Source organism: Azospirillum mesophilum (assembly GCF_053470405.2).
Window position 1 is genome coordinate 21086 of record NZ_JBPXMQ020000030.1, and the last position, 14672, is coordinate 35757.

Sequence of the window (14672 nt, forward strand, 5' to 3'; positions counted from 1 at the left end):
ACGGTTTTAAGCCCCAGTGGTGTTAAAGCAATGTCACAGATAGGGCGGCGTGCAGGCACTGATGATTTCGCACTCTTCGTCGCCGATGTTGCGGAAGCGGTGCGGAACGCGGCTGTCGAACAGGTAGGCGTCGCCGGGGCCGAGGATTTCCTTGCGGTCGCCGACCGTCAGCTCGATCCGGCCCCGGACGACGATGCCGCCCTCCTCCGACTCGTGCTGGAGCATGGTGCGGCCGCCGGTGTCGGCGCCGGGCGCGTAGCGCTCGTGCAGGATCTGAAGGTTGCGGCCACGCAGGTCGCCGACCTGCCGGTAGGAAATCACGCCGACCTTGCTCTTCACCAGCCCGGTCAGCTCGACGAGCTGTTCGCCCTTGAAGAAGATCTGTTCGCGCGGCGGCAGGTCGTCGGAGGAGAAGAACTCGGCCAGCGTCATCGGGATGCCTTGCAGCACCTTCCGCAGCGACGAGACCGAGGGGCTGCACCGGTTCTGCTCGATCAGGGAAATGGTGCCGTTGGTGACACCGGCGCGTTGAGCCAGTTGGCGTTGGGACAATCCATGCGATTCACGCACCTGCTTCAGGCGCGCGCCGACGTCGAAATCCACAGCGTCCACATCCATCGGGCGGTTCCTCATTCCTGACCGGAAGCCATACCGGATTCGCGTGTGTGCGTCATCAAAATCTCAACACCCGATTAGGGTTGTTTAATTTATTAAACATGGTACGCTCTCAACACGTTCCTACTCAAGGCGGATCACAATGCTGTCGCTGAACGACAAGAGCCTTCTTCAGACACAGGCCTACGTGAACGGCGCGTGGCGCAACGCGTTCTCCGGCAAGACCTTTCCGGTGACCAACCCGGCGACGGGCGAGGAGCTGGCGCGCGTCGCCGACGTCGGCGCGGAAGAGACGCGGCAGGCCATCACCGCCGCCGCCGACGCCCTGCCGGGGTGGCGCGCCAAGACCGCCAAGGAACGCGCCGTCATCCTGCGCCGCTGGTACGAGCTGATCGTCGCCGCCCAGGAGGATCTGGCCGTCCTGATGACGCTGGAGCAGGGCAAGCCCCTGGCCGAAGCGCGCGGCGAGGTGATCTACGGCGCCAACTTCATCGAGTGGTTCGCCGAAGAGGGTAAGCGCGTCTACGGCGACGTGATCCCGACCTTCGCCAGCAACAAGCGCATCGTCGTCCTGAAGGAGCCGATCGGCGTCGTCGCGGCGATCACGCCCTGGAACTTCCCCAGCGCCATGATCACCCGCAAGGTCGCCCCGGCGCTGGCCGCCGGCTGCACGGTCGTGGTGAAGCCGGCGGAGGACACGCCGCTGTCCGCGCTGGCGCTCGCCGTGCTGGCGGAGCGCGCCGGCATCCCGGCCGGTGTGTTTAATATCGTCACCGGTTCCGACCCCGTCGCCATCGGCGGCGAGCTGACCGCGAATCCGCTGGTGCGCAAGCTGTCCTTCACCGGCTCGACCGAGGTCGGCAAGATCCTGATGCGCCAGTCGGCCGACACGGTGAAGAAGGTATCGCTGGAACTGGGCGGCAACGCGCCCTTCATCGTCTTCGACGACGCCGACCTGGACGAGGCGGTCAAGGGCGCCCTGGCGTCGAAGTACCGCAACAGCGGCCAGACCTGCGTCTGCGCCAACCGTCTGCTGGTGCAGGCCGGCGTCTACGACGCCTTCGCCGCCAAGCTGGCCGAGGCGGTGAAGCAGATCCGCGTCGGCAACGGCATGGACTTCGGCGTCCAGCAGGGTCCGATGATCAACGCGCAGGCCATCGACAAGGTCGAGGAGCTGATGGGCGACGCGGTGGCCAAGGGCGCCACGGTGGCGCTCGGCGGCAAGCGGCACGAGCTGGGCGGCAGCTTCTTCGAGCCGACCATCCTGACCGGCGTCACGACCGAGATGCGCGTGGCCCGCGAGGAGATCTTCGGCCCGGTCGCCCCGCTGTTCAAGTTCGAGACCGAGGCCGACGCGATCCGCATGGCCAACAACACCGAATTCGGCCTCGCCGCCTATTTCTACAGCCGCGACATCGCCCGCGTCTGGCGGGTGGCGGAACAGCTGGAATACGGCATGGTCGCCATCAACGAAGGCATCCTGTCCACCGAGGTGGCGCCGTTCGGCGGCATCAAGCAGTCGGGCATCGGCCGCGAAGGCTCGAAGTACGGCATGGATGACTTCCTGGAAATCAAATACCTGTGCGTCGGCCTGGGCGCCTGACGCGATCTGACTCGGGGGTAGAAGACATGAGCAACCAGTCCTTCCAGGATCGTCGCAACGCCGCCGTTCCGCGCGGTCTCGCCAACGCCATGCCGGTCTACATCGACCGCGCGGAAAACGCCGAGATGTGGGACGTCGAGGGCAACCGTTTCATCGACTTCGCGGGCGGCATCGCCGTGCTGAACACCGGCCACCGCCACCCGAAGGTGGTCGAGGCCGTGAAGGCCCAGCTCGACCGCTTCACGCACACCTGCGCGATGGTCACGCCGTACGAGTCCTTCGTGGCCCTGGCCGAGCGCCTGAACGCCCTGGCGCCGGGCAAGTCGCCGAAGAAGACCGCCTTCTTCACCACGGGTGCCGAGGCGGTGGAGAATGCCGTCAAGATCGCCCGCGCCCACACCGGCCGTCCGGGCATCATCGCCTTCTCCGGCGCGTTCCACGGCCGCACGCTGATGGCGATGGCGCTGACCGGCAAGGTCGTGCCCTACAAGGTCGGCTTCGGCCCCTTCCCGTCCGACGTCTACCATGTGCCGTTCCCGAACGCCTACCGCGGCGTCAGCGTCCAGGACAGCCTGAAGGCGCTGGACCAGCTGTTCAAGTCGGACGTGGAAGCGTCCCGCGTCGCCGCGATCATCGTGGAGCCGGTGCAGGGTGAGGGCGGCTTCAACATCGCCCCGCCGGAGTTCCTGCAGGCTCTGCGCGCGCTGTGCGACCAGCACGGCATCCTGCTGATCATCGACGAGATCCAGACCGGCTTCGCCCGCACCGGCAAGATGTTCGCGGTGGAGCATTCGGGCGTCGAGCCGGACCTGATGACCATGGCGAAGAGCCTCGCCGGCGGCTTCCCGCTGTCGGCCGTCACCGGCAAGGCGGCGATCATGGACGCCCCGGTCCCCGGCGGCATCGGCGGCACCTACGCCGGCAACCCGCTGGCGACCACCGCGGCGCTCGCCGTGCTGGACGTCATCGAGGAAGAGAAGCTGATCGAGCGCGCCCAGACGCTGGGCGAGCACATCGCCGGCCGCTTCCGCACCATGGCCCAGCGCAACACGCTGTCCTGCATCGGCGAGGTCCGCAACCTCGGCGCCATGATCGCCATGGAGCTGGTCAAGGACCGCTCCACCAAGGAGCCGGCGCCGGAGCTGACCAAGGCGCTGGTCGCCAAGGCGGCGGAAAAGGGCCTGGTCCTGCTGTCCTGCGGCACCTACGGCAACGTGATCCGCATCCTGGTCCCGCTGACCGCGTCCGACGCGCTGGTGAACGAGGGACTGGACATCATCGAACGCTCTCTCGAAGAGCTGGTCGCGGCCTGAGCGTTCGCGATCCCCTCAGCCTGAACGCCCTCCTCCCGAAAGGGAGGAGGGTTTCTTTTTGCCTGATGGCCCAAGAACTGGCGCCTGCCGTCACCACGGACCGGATACCGGCATCGCGCGCCGGATCACGGTGGCGTCGAGCGGCTGACGAACGCCCCTTTTACGGGCTCAGCAGCGGCCCCGACCGGCGCAGGGTGGTTCCCGCCACCTTGCCGATGCGCTTGCCGGCGGCGGTAAAGCGCGTGGCGATGCGCGCGTAGAGAAGGCCGGCGGAGCCGGTGCGGACCTGGGTCAGGGTGCCGTCCAGCGGGTCGATGATGTCGGCGATCACGTCGCCGGCCTCCACCCGCTCCCCCACCGACCGGTGGAAGACCAGCACGCCGCCGACCGGTGCGGTCAGCGGTTCGGAGGACTCCAGCGGCGTCGGCTGGCAAAGCGGCTCCGGCAGGGCCGGCGGGTCGCCCGCCACCGCGCCGACATGGACGAGGAAGCCGGCGATGGCCTGCGCGTCCGCCTCGGCCACGCCGTGCCCCACATCGGCCTGTCCGCGCAGTTCCACCGTCACCGAATGGCAGCCGAAGGGGATCGGCTTGTCCGGCCAGCGCTCCCGCAGTTCGTTCCAGGGGCGGCTGACCGCCTCGTCGAAGGGGTCGCCGCCGGATTCCGTGGCGAGGAACACCGCCTGCGCCCCCAGCAGCCGCTGCAGCGGCGCGAAGGCCTCCGCCGACGGCGTCAGGGTGTAGAGGTGCATGACCGCCTCCACGTCGCAATGCAGGTCCAGCACATAGTCGGCCTGGAGCGCCAGCCCGAGCAGCCTGTGCTTCAGGTGGTCGGCCTCGGTCTGCGGCGTGCGCTCGGCCAGCGCCTCGGCCAGGGCGGCGCGGATCGTGGCCGCGTTGGCCAGCGCGTCGCCGGTCAGACGCCCGTCCACGCGTTCGGCCACCGCCTCGGTCAGATAGGCGTAGTCACGGTTGAAGTTGCGCCCGTCGGCGAGGTCGAAGCGGCCGATGTGGTCGCCCATCACCGACTGGCCGAGGCCGATCGGGTTGGCGACGGGGACCAGGATCACCTCGCCCGCCAGACGCCCCTCCGCCTCAAGGCCCGTCAGGATGCGGCGCAGCTTGTCGGCCACCAGCATGGCCGGGATCTCGTCGGCGTGCAGTGACGCCTGGAGATAGACGCAAGGCCGCGCGCCGCGCGCGCCGAAGCGCTGGACCGTCAGGGTCCGATGGGTACCGGGCGTGGAGGACGGAAGGGCGATGGTTTCGCTGTGCATGTCGGGCCGGCGCTGGTGGAACGTGGAAACCGAACCATACACCCTAACCGTGCCGGGCACCTCCCCCGGCGTCAGATTCCCGGCGCATGGAAGGGTCGCCCCGGAAGAATGCTGCCCCCCGCCGGCAAACCCTTACCGTCCCCCCGTCAGCACCGCGTCGAACTGCTCCAGCGCCCAGTCCACCTGTTCGCGGGTGATGACCAGCGGCGGGGCGATGCGGACGGTGTGGTCGTGGGTGTCCTTGGCGAGCACGCCGCGCGCCCGCAGGGCCTCGCAATAGCGGCGCGCACCGCCCGCCTCCGGGTGCAGCTCCACCGCCAGCATCAGGCCGCGCCCGCGCACCTCGCGGACGAGGTTGCTGCGAATGCCGGCAAGCTGCTCCTGGAAATAGGCGCCCTGCACGGCGGCGTTGTCGATCATGCCTTCCTCGACCAGCACGCGCATGGCGGCGCGGGCCACCGCGCAGGCCAGCGGGTTGCCGCCGAAGGTGCTTCCGTGCTGGCCGGGCTTCAGCACGCCCAGAACCTCCGAGTTCGACAGAACCGCCGACACGGGGTAGAAGCCGCCGGACAGCGCCTTGCCGATCAGCGTCACGTCGGCCTCCACGCCCTCATACTCCTCGGCCAGCAGCCGGCCGGTGCGGCCGAGGCCGGTCTGGATCTCGTCCAGGATCATCACGACGTTGCGTTCGGTGCACAGGTCGCGCACCCGGCGCAGATAGCCGGGCGGCGGGATGATCACGCCGGCCTCGCCCTGGATCGGTTCCAGCAGGACGGCGACGGTGTTGGGGTTCATCGCCGCTTCCAGCGCCCCGGCATCGCCGAAGGGCACGGTGCGGAAGCCCGGCGTGTAGGGGCCGAAGCCGCCGCGCGCGTCGGGGTCGGTGCTGAAGCTGATGATGGTGATGGTGCGGCCGTGGAAGTTGTCGGAGCAGACGATGATCTCCGCCGCGTTCTCCGGCACGCCGCGCACCTCGTAGCCCCATTTGCGAACGGTCTTGATGGCGGACTCCACCGCCTCCGCCCCGCTGTTCATCGGCAGGATCTTGTGGGAGCCGGTCAGCGCCGCCAGTTCCTCGTAGAAGGGGGCCAACTGGTCGTTGCGGAAGGCGCGGGAGGTCAGCGTCAGCTTGGACGCCTGCTCCACCATCGCCTCCAGGATCTTCGGGTGGCAATGGCCCTGGTTCACGGCCGAATAGGCCGACAGGCAGTCGAGATAGCGGTTGCCGTCCACGTCCCAGACATAGACGCCCTGCCCCCGCGCCAGAACCACGTCCAGCGGCTTGTAGTTGTGGGCGCCCAGGCGCGATTCGGTCCCGATCAGGTCGGCGGCGTGCTGCGTCATGGCGTTTTCTCCGGGTTCGTTTCGTGGCGGGTTCGTTCGTGTCTGGGCTTTTCAGACGGCTTGCCCGCCGATCTGGGACTGGGTGACGGCCGGGTCGATGATGCGGCGGCCGAACAGGCTGGCCACCAGATCAACCAGCAGCAGGGCGCTCTTGCCCCGCTCGTCGAGGAAGGGGTTCAGCTCCACCACGTCCAGCGAGCCGACGATGCCCGCGTCGTGCAGCATCTCCATGATCAGGTGCGCCTCGCGGTAGGTGGCGCCGCCCAGCACCGCCGTACCGACGGCCGGCGCGATGGAGGGGTCGAGGAAGTCCACGTCCAGGCTGACGTGCAGGTGGCCACCGGCGGCCTTCACGCGATCGATGATGCGGCGCATGTGGACGCCGACGCCGTGCTCGTCGATCAGCCGCATGTCCACGACGTCGACGCCGCGCGCCCGCAGCAGCTTCCGCTCGCCGGGGTCAAGGGAGCGGATGCCGAACAGGTGCACATGGGCCGGATCGACCAGCGCCCGCTGCTCGCCGGCGAAGACGCCGTCGAAGCCGTCTTCCCCGCACAGCAGGGCCACCGGCATGCCGTGCATGTTGCCGGACGGCGAGGTGGTCGGCGTGTTGAAGTCCCCGTGCGCGTCGAGCCACAGCACGAACAGGGGCTTCCCCGTCTCCCGGCAGTGGCGGGCCACGCCGGTGACCGATCCCATGGACAGGCTGTGGTCGCCGCCCAGGAAGACCGGCACGCCACCCGCCTGCATCATGCGATAGGAGCGGTCGGCCAGCGCCCGCGACCATGCGGTGATCTCCCGCAGGCGGGCGGCTTCGGCCTCATCCGCGTTCCACGGCTCCGGCACCAAGTCGCCGAGGTCGCGGACCTCGTGGCCCAGGTCGCGCAACGCGCGGACCAGACCCGCCGTGCGCAGGGCCGCCGGCCCCATCACGGCACCGGGATGGCCGGCCCCCGCCTCGATGGGAACGCCCAGGATGTCGATGAACCGCTGAACCTCCGACGTCATGCCGCCCGCCTCCCTTCCGCAACGCGATGCTTCGCCTTACGGACAAATATCGGGAAGAGCGGAGGCGGCAAAAAGACGGCAAAGTGGCAAGAATCGGCGGCCAAAGTGCCAGTTTGCGAAGTACCGCTTACCGAAACGGCACGGGCAATACAAAACCCTGCGTCAGCCGCCCAGCCCGGCCAGCACCGTGCCGAGGATCGGCGGGCCAACCACCGCGCCCAGCGCGAAGCCGACGGCCAGCCCGATCAGCGCCGCCACGACCGCCCGGCCGGAGGAACCGGACTTGCCGCGCTCCGCCGTCCGCGCGTTGCCGCTGCCGCCGCTGGCGGAGGAATCGTCCGATTCGTCCGAGGTGGAGGCCGCGCGCCGCGCGCTGTAGGAGGCGTCGGTGGCCTCGTGCCAGGAGCGGATGCGGTCCAGCGCCGGGGCAATCTGCTCGTCCGCGGGGGCGGTGCCCCGGCCGTGGATGATCTCGTGGGCCAGCGTCAGAAACCGCGTGGTGGTGCGCCCGTCGGGGCTGTAGATCGCGGCAGGCATGCGGCGGTAGGTGGCCTTCACCACATCCACGTCGTAGGGGACCGCCGTGCGGAACATCAGGTCCGGATATTCGGTGCGCAGCTGGGTCAGCGATTCCCGCCCGACCTCGTCGTTGGTGATCGACAGCATCAGGATGCCGGCGACCGTCAGGTTCGGGTTCAGGCCCTTCTGGATGTGCTCCACCACCGACAGGGTGCGGCGCAGCCCGTCCAGCGCGTAGCGTCCGGGAAACACCGGCAGCACCAGCCGGTCCGAGGCCGCCAGCGCACCGGCCGCCAGATGGCCCAGCGCCGGCGGGCAGTCGATGACCACATAGTCCGGCGGGCTGTGCGTGAAGTGCAGCGCCTTGCGCAGGCCCCGCTGCGAGCCGCCGCGCTGGTCCAGCGCGTGTTCCAGCGAATAGAGCTTGCGCGCGCCGATGATCATCGACAGCCCGTCGAAGCTGGTGGGCGTGATGGCGTCCTCGACGAAGGTTTCCTGGCTCAGCAGGTCGTTGATCCCGACCCTGGCCTTTTCCCGCAGCAGGAAGTTGCTGGTGGCGCTGCTCTGCGGGTCGAAGTCGATCAGCACGACGCTCTTCCCCAGCGCGGCCAGCGCGATGGCGAGGTTGACCGAGGTGGTCGTCTTGCCGACGCCGCCCTTCTGATTGTACACCGACAGAATGGTCGGCTGCCGCGTCTCCGGCGCGTCGAAGACGTCTTCGTGGCTGTGCATGTCCGTTCCGCTTCGTCGTTCTACGGCAACACTTTGGGGCTGGAACGCCCTGCCGCCGGGCCTCTGGTGATTCGGAGGGCGCACTATAAGCATCCGACCCTCCCGAGTCTCCCCGGACGTTCGGTCGCTCCCCCGAAGGAGCCACCCGCCCCTTGCGCCAGATCATCGCCGGCCCCGATTCGGCGTGCCACGCTGGCCGAGGATCGCAGAGAGACCGGAGGTGCCGCCATGCCGTGCCGGATCGTCGTCATCCAGGGCCATCCCGACCCCGACCCGCAGCGCCTGTGCCGCGCGCTGGCCGACGCCTACGCCGAAGGCGCGCGCGACGCCGGACATCTGGTGACGCGGGTGGACATCGCGTCGCTGGACTTCCCCCTTCTGCGCAGCCAGACCGACTTCGAGCATGAACCGCTGCCCGACAGCCTGCGCCCCGCCCAGCAGGCCATCCTGGCGGCGGAGCACATCGTGATGGTGTTCCCGCTCTGGCTCGGCACCATGCCGGCGCTGGTGAAGGCCTTCCTGGAGCAGGTGATGCGGCCGGGCGTCGCCTTCGACTATCAAAACAAGGGCGGCCCGAAGCTGCTTCTCGCCGGCCGCTCCGCCCGGCTGGTCGTGACGATGGGCATGCCCGCCTTCATCTACCGCTGGTGGTTCTTCGCCCACGGGCTGAAGGGGCTGGAGCGCAACATCCTGCGCTTCGTCGGCATCAAGCCCGTGCGCGAAACGCTGTTCGGCATGGTCGGCAACGCCAGCGCGGCGACGCGGCAGGGCTGGCTCCGGCGGATGCGCGACCTCGGCGCCCAGGGCGCGTAGGGGCGGGAGGTGCCGGGGATCACTCCATCGCCACGCTGTGGTCGACGGCGGCGGGACGGGCCGGCTTGCGCAGAAGGAGCACCAGCGGCATCACCACCAGCGACAGCAGCATCAGCAGCTTGAAATCGTCGACATAGCTGATGATGGTCGCCTGCTGGGTGATCAGCCCGTCCAGCGCGGCACGTCCGGGGGCGGTCAGCGGGCTCAGCGCCTTGGCGACCATGGGGGCCTCGAACAGGTGGTTGAACGGGGTGATGGTGGTGGCGATCTCGGCGTGGTTGATCTGGGTGTTCCGGACCAGCAAAGCCGTGACGATGGAAATCCCAACCGCCGAGCCGATGTTGCGCGACAGGTTGTACAGGCCCGTCCCCTCCCCCCGCTGCTCCGGCGCCAGGGTGGAGAAGGTCACGGTGGTCAGCGGCACGAAGAGGAAGCCCAGTCCCGCCCCCTGGATGAAGCCGACCCGGATGATGGTCCACTGCGACACGTCGGGCGTCCAGCCCATCATGTCGTACATGGCCCAGGCGGTGATCCCCAGCCCGGTCAGCAGCAGCCAACGCGTGTCCACCCGGCCGATCAGCTTGCCGACCAGGAACATGCAGGCCATGGTCCCCAGGCCGCGCGGCCCCATGACGATGCCCGCCGTCACCACCGGATAGCCCATCAGCGTTTGCAGGTAGGGCGTCATCAAGGCCAGCGAGGCCAGATAGGTGATGCCGATGATGAAGATGAAGAGCATCCCCACCGTGAAGTTGCGGTCCAGGAACAGGCGCGGCTTCACGAAGGGATCCCTGGCCGTGAAGGTGTGGGCCAGGAACAGGTAGAAGGCCGAGGCGGCCACCAGCGCCTCCACCTGGATCTCGCCCGAGGAAAACCAGTCCAGCTGCTCGCCCCGGTCCAGGAAAAGCTGCAACGATGCAATAGACAGGCTGAGCAGGCCGAAGCCCAGCCAATCAAGCTTCGCCCCCATATCCTTGCGGCTTTCCGTCACGAAGGCGGAGACGCCGGCGAAGGCCAGCGCGCCGATGGGCACGTTGATGTAGAAGACCCAGCGCCAGCTTGCGTGGTCGGTCAGCCAGCCGCCGATCACGGGGCCGAGCACCGGCCCCACCATCACCGACACGCCGAACAGCGCCATGGCGGAGCCTCGCTCCTCCGGCGTGTAGATGTCCAGCAGAATGGCCTGGGACAGCGGCACCAGCGCCGCCCCGAAGAAGCCCTGCAGCAGCCGGAACAGCACGATCTGCACCAGCGACTGGGCAAGGCCGCAGAGCACCGACGCGATCACGAAGCCGGCGATGGAGATGTTCAGCACCTGCTTGCGGCCGAAGCGGGTCGCCAGATAGCCCGAGGGCGGGGTCATGATCGCCGCCGCGACGATGTAGGAGGTCAGCACCCAGTTGATCTGGTCGGCGCTGGCCGACACGCTGCCCTGGATGTAGGGCAGCGCCACGTTGGCGATGGTGGTGTCCAGCGCCTGCATGATGACCGCAAGGATCACGCAGACCGTGATCGCCCCGCGGTTGGCGACATGCGGTGTGCCGGCCTTACTCATGGCCCTTACTCATGGCCCTGGGCGTGCGCCGTGCCGAACAGGGCGCTGGCGAATTCCGGAAGGCCGCGGGCGTGGCCGGTGTCCACGTCGACGACGACGCTCATCCCGACGCGCAGCGGCGGCTTGCCGTCCGGCGTGTCGATGCGGACGCGCATGGGGATGCGCTGCACCACCTTCACCCAGTTGCCGGACGTGTTCTGCGCGGGCAGCAGGGCGAAGCTGGCGCCCGACGCCGGGCTGATGCTGTCCACCGTGCCGGCCCATTCCACGCCGGGATAGGCGTCCACCGTGATCGTCACCGGCTGGCCGGGCCGGACGTGGGTCAGCTCCGTCTCCTTGGGCGAGGCCTCGATCCAGGCGTGATCGGTGGCGACCAGACTGAAGGCCGCCGTCGCCTCCGGCAGGTACTGGCCGACCTGGAGCGACGGGACCTTGGTCACCACGCCGTCCATCGGCGCGCGCACGATGCTGTGGGACAGTTGCCGGGCGACCTCGTCGCGGGCGGCCACCGCGTCGCGGTAGCGGGGATGCTGCTCCACCGGCGCGCCCGGCTGCCCGTTCAGGTTCGCGGCGATGCCGGCGAGCTGCTGGTTCAGCGACGCCAGCTTCTGCTGTGCCGTCTGCACGTTGTGCTGCGACTGGTCGTAGGTGGCGCGCGAGGCGAAGTTGCTGGTGGCGAGCTGCTTCTGCCGTTCCAGGTCGGTGCTGTAGAAGGCAAGGTCGGCCTGCGCCTGCGCGATCTGCGCCTGCATGTCGCGGTAGCTGGCCTGCAGGGCGGTCAGCTCGTTGCGCACGATGCCGATCTGCGCCTCCGCGCGCTCCAGCGACAGGCGGAAGGGCAGATCGTCCAGCCGGAACAGCACGTCGCCGGCCGTCACCCGCTGGTTCTCGCGGACGTCGATCTGCTTGACGATGCCCGACACGTCGGTGGCGATGTTGACCATGTCCGCCTGCACGTAGGCGTTCTCCGTGGACATGATCTGACCGCCGGTGACGTACTCGTAGCCGCCCACGACCAGCGCCACCGGCAGCAGCGCGAACAGCAGCGGGCGCAGCCAGCGCCGCTTCGACCGGGCCGGTGCCGCCGGCGTCCGGCCGGGCTCCGCACCGACCAGGGCGGCCGGTTCCTTCACCGTGCTTCCGTCAGCCATGTTTCTTCGTGCTCTGTTCGTCGATCGGGCGTTCGCACGCCTCGACCAGGTTGGATTTCATGGTGGTGAGCGCCCGGAACAGCGCCTCGCGGTCGGCCTGCGATACGCCCTCCAGCGCTTCGGCGCGCGTGGCGTCACCCAGCTCCCGCATGGAGTCGATCAGGGGGTGCGCGGCTTCGGTCAGGTACAGCAGCCGGATGCGGCGGTCCGTCGGGTGGGAGCGCCGTTCGATCAGCCCGATAGCCTCCAGTTTGTCGACGAGGCGCACCAGCGTGATCGGCTCGATGTCCAGCAGTTCCGCCAAGCCGCCCTGGTGGATGCCTTCGCAGGTCGCCAGATAGGCCAGCACCTGCCATTGCGACCGGGTGAGCCCGAGGTGGCGCGCGCGCTGCTCGAACCGCTTGCGCAGAAGCCGCGCCGTGTCGTGCAGCAGGAAGCCGAGGGTCGGTTGGTTTGGCAAGGACATGAAAAGCGGCCTTATGATAAGCTTGCTTATGATATGGATGCTTGGCATTGCGGCGCAAGGGGGCCGGAAGCCCCTCGCCCAGCGCTCAGCGCAGGCCAGCCCGTCAACATTTTCTTAATCGGACGCCCGTAGCTAAAAAGATCGGGCTCCGTTTCGGCGAGACATCACAAAATGAAAAAGCAGCTTGGTGCCGCAGCCGGCCTTTCAACGGCAATCGAACGTCACCAAGCCGGCAAAATCTCCGAAGCCGAGGCGATATACCGCTCCCTCATTCGCCGGGACCCGAAGAACAACGACGCGCTGCACCTGCTCGGCGTCGCTTGCTACCAGACGGGCCGCCTGGACGAGGCCGAATCGCACATCAAAAGCGCCCTGCGTTTCAAAAAGGACGCGGCCTATTATTCCAACCTCGGCCTTGTGCTCCACGACCGGGGACGTTGGGAGGAGGCGGTTGCCGCCTGCCGCAGCGCGCTGGACCTCCATCCCCATTACCCGGAGGCCCACAACAACCTGGGCAATTCGCTGAAGGCGCTGGGCCGCCTGGACGAGGCCATCGCGTCCTTCTGCACCGCCATGGACCTGCGGCCCGGCTATCTGGACGCCATTAACAATCTGGCCCACGCGCTTTTCCAGATGGGGGACCTGGACAACGCGGCCGCCGCCTATGGCGCCGTGCTGGAACTCCAGCCCAACCACGGGGAGGCCCGGAACAACCTGGGCGCCGTTCTGCAACGGCAAGGGCGTCTGGACGAGGCCGTCACCGCGTTCCGCGCCGCGCTGGACCTCCGGCCCGGCTTTCCGGACGCGCTCAACAATCTGGGCAACGCGCTCCGGAAACTCGGGCGGCTGGACGAGGCCGTCGCCGCCCATCGGGCCGCCCTGGACCAGCGTCCCGACGATCCGAACATCCTCAACAACCTCGGCCTTTCCCTTCAGGAACAGGAGCATCCGGAAGGGGCCATCGCCGCCTACCGCGCGGCGCTCGACCGGCAGCCCGAACACCGGGACGCCCGCTACAACCTGGGCACCGCCCTTCAGGATCTGGGACGGCTGGAAGAGGCCGCCGCCGCGTACCGCGCCGTGCTGGACCTTTGGCCCGACGACGCGGAAACCCTCAACAACCTGGGCTACACCCTCCATCTGCAGGGGCACATGGCCGAGGCGGACGAGGCCTACCGCGCCGCGCTGGCGCTGCGGCCCGACCACCCGGAGATTCACCTCAACCGGTCGCTGGTCCTGCTGCTCCAGGGAAGGCTCCGCGAGGGATGGGACGAATACGAGTGGCGGTGGTTGCGCGAGAAGGAACGCGCGACCAAGCGCGACTTCGCCCAGCCCCTCTGGTCGGGGGAGGAACTGGCGGGACGGACGATCCTGCTGCACCCGGAGCAAGGGCTTGGTGACACCTTGCAGTTCGTCCGCTACGCCCCGCTAGTCGCCCGGCGCGGCGGCCGGGTTGTCCTTGAGGCACCGCCGCCGCTGGTGGCCCTGTTCCGGACTCTGCCGGGGGTCGAGCGCATTATCCCACAAGGCGATCCCCTGCCCGCCTTCGACCTGCACTGCCCGCTGCTGAGCCTTCCGCGCGCCTTCGGCACCACGCTGGACAGCGTCCCGGCCGAGATCCCCTATCTGAGCGTGGAACCGGAGCGGGCGGCCGTCTGGCGGGAGCGGCTGGCCGGGCCGGGATTGAAGGTCGGGCTCGTGTGGGCCGGCAACCCGAGCTTTGCCCGCGACCGGGAGCGCTCGCCGGGGCTGGAGCCGTTGCTGCCGGTTCTCGACGTTCCCAACTGCCGCGTGTTTGGGCTCCAGTTCGGCCCCGGCCGGGACGCGCTGGCCGGACGGGTCCTGCCGGCGTCCTTCACCGATCTTGGGCCGGAGCTTGGAGACTTCCGCGACAACGCCGCGGCGATCCTGGCGATGGACGTGGTGGTCACCTCCTGCACCGCAACCGCGCATCTGGCGGGGGCGCTGGGCGTGCCGGTGTGGGTGCTGCTGTCCTACGTGCCGGACTGGCGCTGGATGCTCGACCGCGACGACAGCCCCTGGTACCCCACCGCCTGCCTGTTCCGACAGCAGCACCCCGGCGACTGGACTGCGACCGTCGAACGGGTCGTCGCGGAGCTTTCCCGCGTGGCAGCGGGCGAGAGCGAAAGCTTACGGCCATCCACCGGCTGAACCGGCGCGGACGCGCTGAAAAGGGAGAATTGGCTCAAGCGGTTCGGTAGCCCGTCAGCGACGCTGACGTGACCAGATTGGGAGGCCAACCTGCGGCTTCAGCCG

General features: G+C 68.6%; 12 protein-coding genes. 4 read left to right on the forward strand and 8 right to left on the reverse strand.

What is annotated here, in order from left to right; all coding sequences use genetic code 11:
* Positions 1-33: 33 nt before the first annotated feature.
* Entirely contained in the window at positions 34-618 is a 585-nt protein-coding gene (locus ACSVC7_RS23670; RefSeq protein WP_448207238.1) for a cupin domain-containing protein, read from the reverse strand.
* A gap of 139 nt (positions 619-757) precedes the next feature.
* Between ACSVC7_RS23670 and ACSVC7_RS23675 the strand changes: the two genes are divergently transcribed.
* Positions 758-2218 carry an NAD-dependent succinate-semialdehyde dehydrogenase gene (locus ACSVC7_RS23675; RefSeq protein ID WP_448207237.1) on the forward strand — a complete coding sequence of 487 codons (1461 nt, stop codon included), beginning with the start codon at positions 758-760 and terminating at the stop codon, positions 2216-2218.
* Between the two features lie 26 nt (positions 2219-2244).
* Positions 2245-3531, forward strand: coding sequence for a 4-aminobutyrate--2-oxoglutarate transaminase (gabT, locus tag ACSVC7_RS23680; RefSeq protein ID WP_448207236.1), 1287 nt, complete (start codon positions 2245-2247; stop codon positions 3529-3531).
* A 160-nt stretch (positions 3532-3691) separates the two neighbouring features.
* Here gabT and ACSVC7_RS23685 read toward each other — a convergent pair whose 3' ends face one another.
* The 4 genes from ACSVC7_RS23685 to ACSVC7_RS23700 form a co-directional block, all read right to left on the reverse strand.
* Positions 3692-4807 (reverse strand): succinylglutamate desuccinylase/aspartoacylase family protein, encoded by a 1116-nt coding sequence (locus ACSVC7_RS23685; protein ID WP_448207235.1) that lies wholly within the window; start codon positions 4805-4807, stop codon positions 3692-3694.
* A 132-nt stretch (positions 4808-4939) separates the two neighbouring features.
* Positions 4940-6151 carry an ornithine--oxo-acid transaminase gene (gene rocD, locus ACSVC7_RS23690; RefSeq protein ID WP_448207234.1) on the reverse strand — a complete coding sequence of 404 codons (1212 nt, stop codon included), beginning with the start codon at positions 6149-6151 and terminating at the stop codon, positions 4940-4942.
* 51 nt (positions 6152-6202) lie between these two features.
* The gene (rocF, locus tag ACSVC7_RS23695; RefSeq protein ID WP_448207233.1) at positions 6203-7159 is read right to left on the reverse strand and encodes an arginase; all 957 of its coding nucleotides are present in this window, start codon (positions 7157-7159) and stop codon (positions 6203-6205) included.
* 162 nt (positions 7160-7321) lie between these two features.
* Entirely contained in the window at positions 7322-8410 is a 1089-nt protein-coding gene (locus ACSVC7_RS23700; protein ID WP_448207232.1) for a ParA family protein, read from the reverse strand.
* A gap of 228 nt (positions 8411-8638) precedes the next feature.
* On the opposite strand from ACSVC7_RS23700, the gene ACSVC7_RS23705 reads away from it, so the two are divergent.
* The gene (locus ACSVC7_RS23705) at positions 8639-9223 is read left to right on the forward strand and encodes an NAD(P)H-dependent oxidoreductase (protein WP_448207231.1); all 585 of its coding nucleotides are present in this window, start codon (positions 8639-8641) and stop codon (positions 9221-9223) included.
* A 19-nt stretch (positions 9224-9242) separates the two neighbouring features.
* Here the strand turns inward: ACSVC7_RS23705 and ACSVC7_RS23710 are convergent, their stop codons facing one another.
* From ACSVC7_RS23710 to ACSVC7_RS23720, 3 genes are read right to left on the reverse strand one after another with little or no spacing between them, the layout of a single operon-like run.
* Positions 9243-10778, reverse strand: a complete 1536-nt coding sequence (locus tag ACSVC7_RS23710; RefSeq protein WP_448207230.1) for a DHA2 family efflux MFS transporter permease subunit — start codon at positions 10776-10778, stop codon at positions 9243-9245.
* 5 nt (positions 10779-10783) lie between these two features.
* Positions 10784-11929, reverse strand: coding sequence for an HlyD family secretion protein (locus ACSVC7_RS23715; protein ID WP_448207229.1), 1146 nt, complete (start codon positions 11927-11929; stop codon positions 10784-10786).
* Positions 11922-12395 (reverse strand): MarR family winged helix-turn-helix transcriptional regulator, encoded by a 474-nt coding sequence (locus ACSVC7_RS23720; protein WP_448207228.1) that lies wholly within the window; start codon positions 12393-12395, stop codon positions 11922-11924. Before ACSVC7_RS23720 ends, ACSVC7_RS23715 begins: the two co-directional genes overlap by 8 nt.
* Positions 12396-12566: 171 nt before the next feature.
* Here ACSVC7_RS23720 and ACSVC7_RS23725 point away from each other — a divergent pair, with 171 nt between their 5' ends.
* A complete protein-coding gene (locus ACSVC7_RS23725) occupies positions 12567-14567 on the forward strand; it encodes a tetratricopeptide repeat protein (RefSeq protein ID WP_448207227.1) in 2001 nt (666 codons plus the stop codon).
* Positions 14568-14672: the final 105 nt, after the last annotated feature.

What these genes read in the sequence shown, in the direction of transcription:
- ACSVC7_RS23675 (WP_448207237.1), top strand. Translation starts at nt 758, where the DNA reads ATGCTGTCGCTGAACGACAAGAGCCTTCTTCAGACACAGGCCTACGTG.
- rocD (WP_448207234.1), bottom strand. Translation starts at nt 6,151, where the DNA reads ATGACGCAGCACGCCGCCGACCTGATCGGGACCGAATCGCGCCTGGGC.
- ACSVC7_RS23720 (WP_448207228.1), bottom strand. Translation starts at nt 12,395, where the DNA reads ATGTCCTTGCCAAACCAACCGACCCTCGGCTTCCTGCTGCACGACACG.
- ACSVC7_RS23710 (WP_448207230.1), bottom strand. Translation starts at nt 10,778, where the DNA reads ATGAGTAAGGCCGGCACACCGCATGTCGCCAACCGCGGGGCGATCACG.
- rocF (WP_448207233.1), bottom strand. Translation starts at nt 7,159, where the DNA reads ATGACGTCGGAGGTTCAGCGGTTCATCGACATCCTGGGCGTTCCCATC.
- ACSVC7_RS23715 (WP_448207229.1), bottom strand. Translation starts at nt 11,929, where the DNA reads ATGGCTGACGGAAGCACGGTGAAGGAACCGGCCGCCCTGGTCGGTGCG.
- ACSVC7_RS23700 (WP_448207232.1), bottom strand. Translation starts at nt 8,410, where the DNA reads ATGCACAGCCACGAAGACGTCTTCGACGCGCCGGAGACGCGGCAGCCG.
- ACSVC7_RS23685 (WP_448207235.1), bottom strand. Translation starts at nt 4,807, where the DNA reads ATGCACAGCGAAACCATCGCCCTTCCGTCCTCCACGCCCGGTACCCAT.
- ACSVC7_RS23670 (WP_448207238.1), bottom strand. Translation starts at nt 618, where the DNA reads ATGGATGTGGACGCTGTGGATTTCGACGTCGGCGCGCGCCTGAAGCAG.
- ACSVC7_RS23725 (WP_448207227.1), top strand. Translation starts at nt 12,567, where the DNA reads ATGAAAAAGCAGCTTGGTGCCGCAGCCGGCCTTTCAACGGCAATCGAA.
- ACSVC7_RS23705 (WP_448207231.1), top strand. Translation starts at nt 8,639, where the DNA reads ATGCCGTGCCGGATCGTCGTCATCCAGGGCCATCCCGACCCCGACCCG.
- gabT (WP_448207236.1), top strand. Translation starts at nt 2,245, where the DNA reads ATGAGCAACCAGTCCTTCCAGGATCGTCGCAACGCCGCCGTTCCGCGC.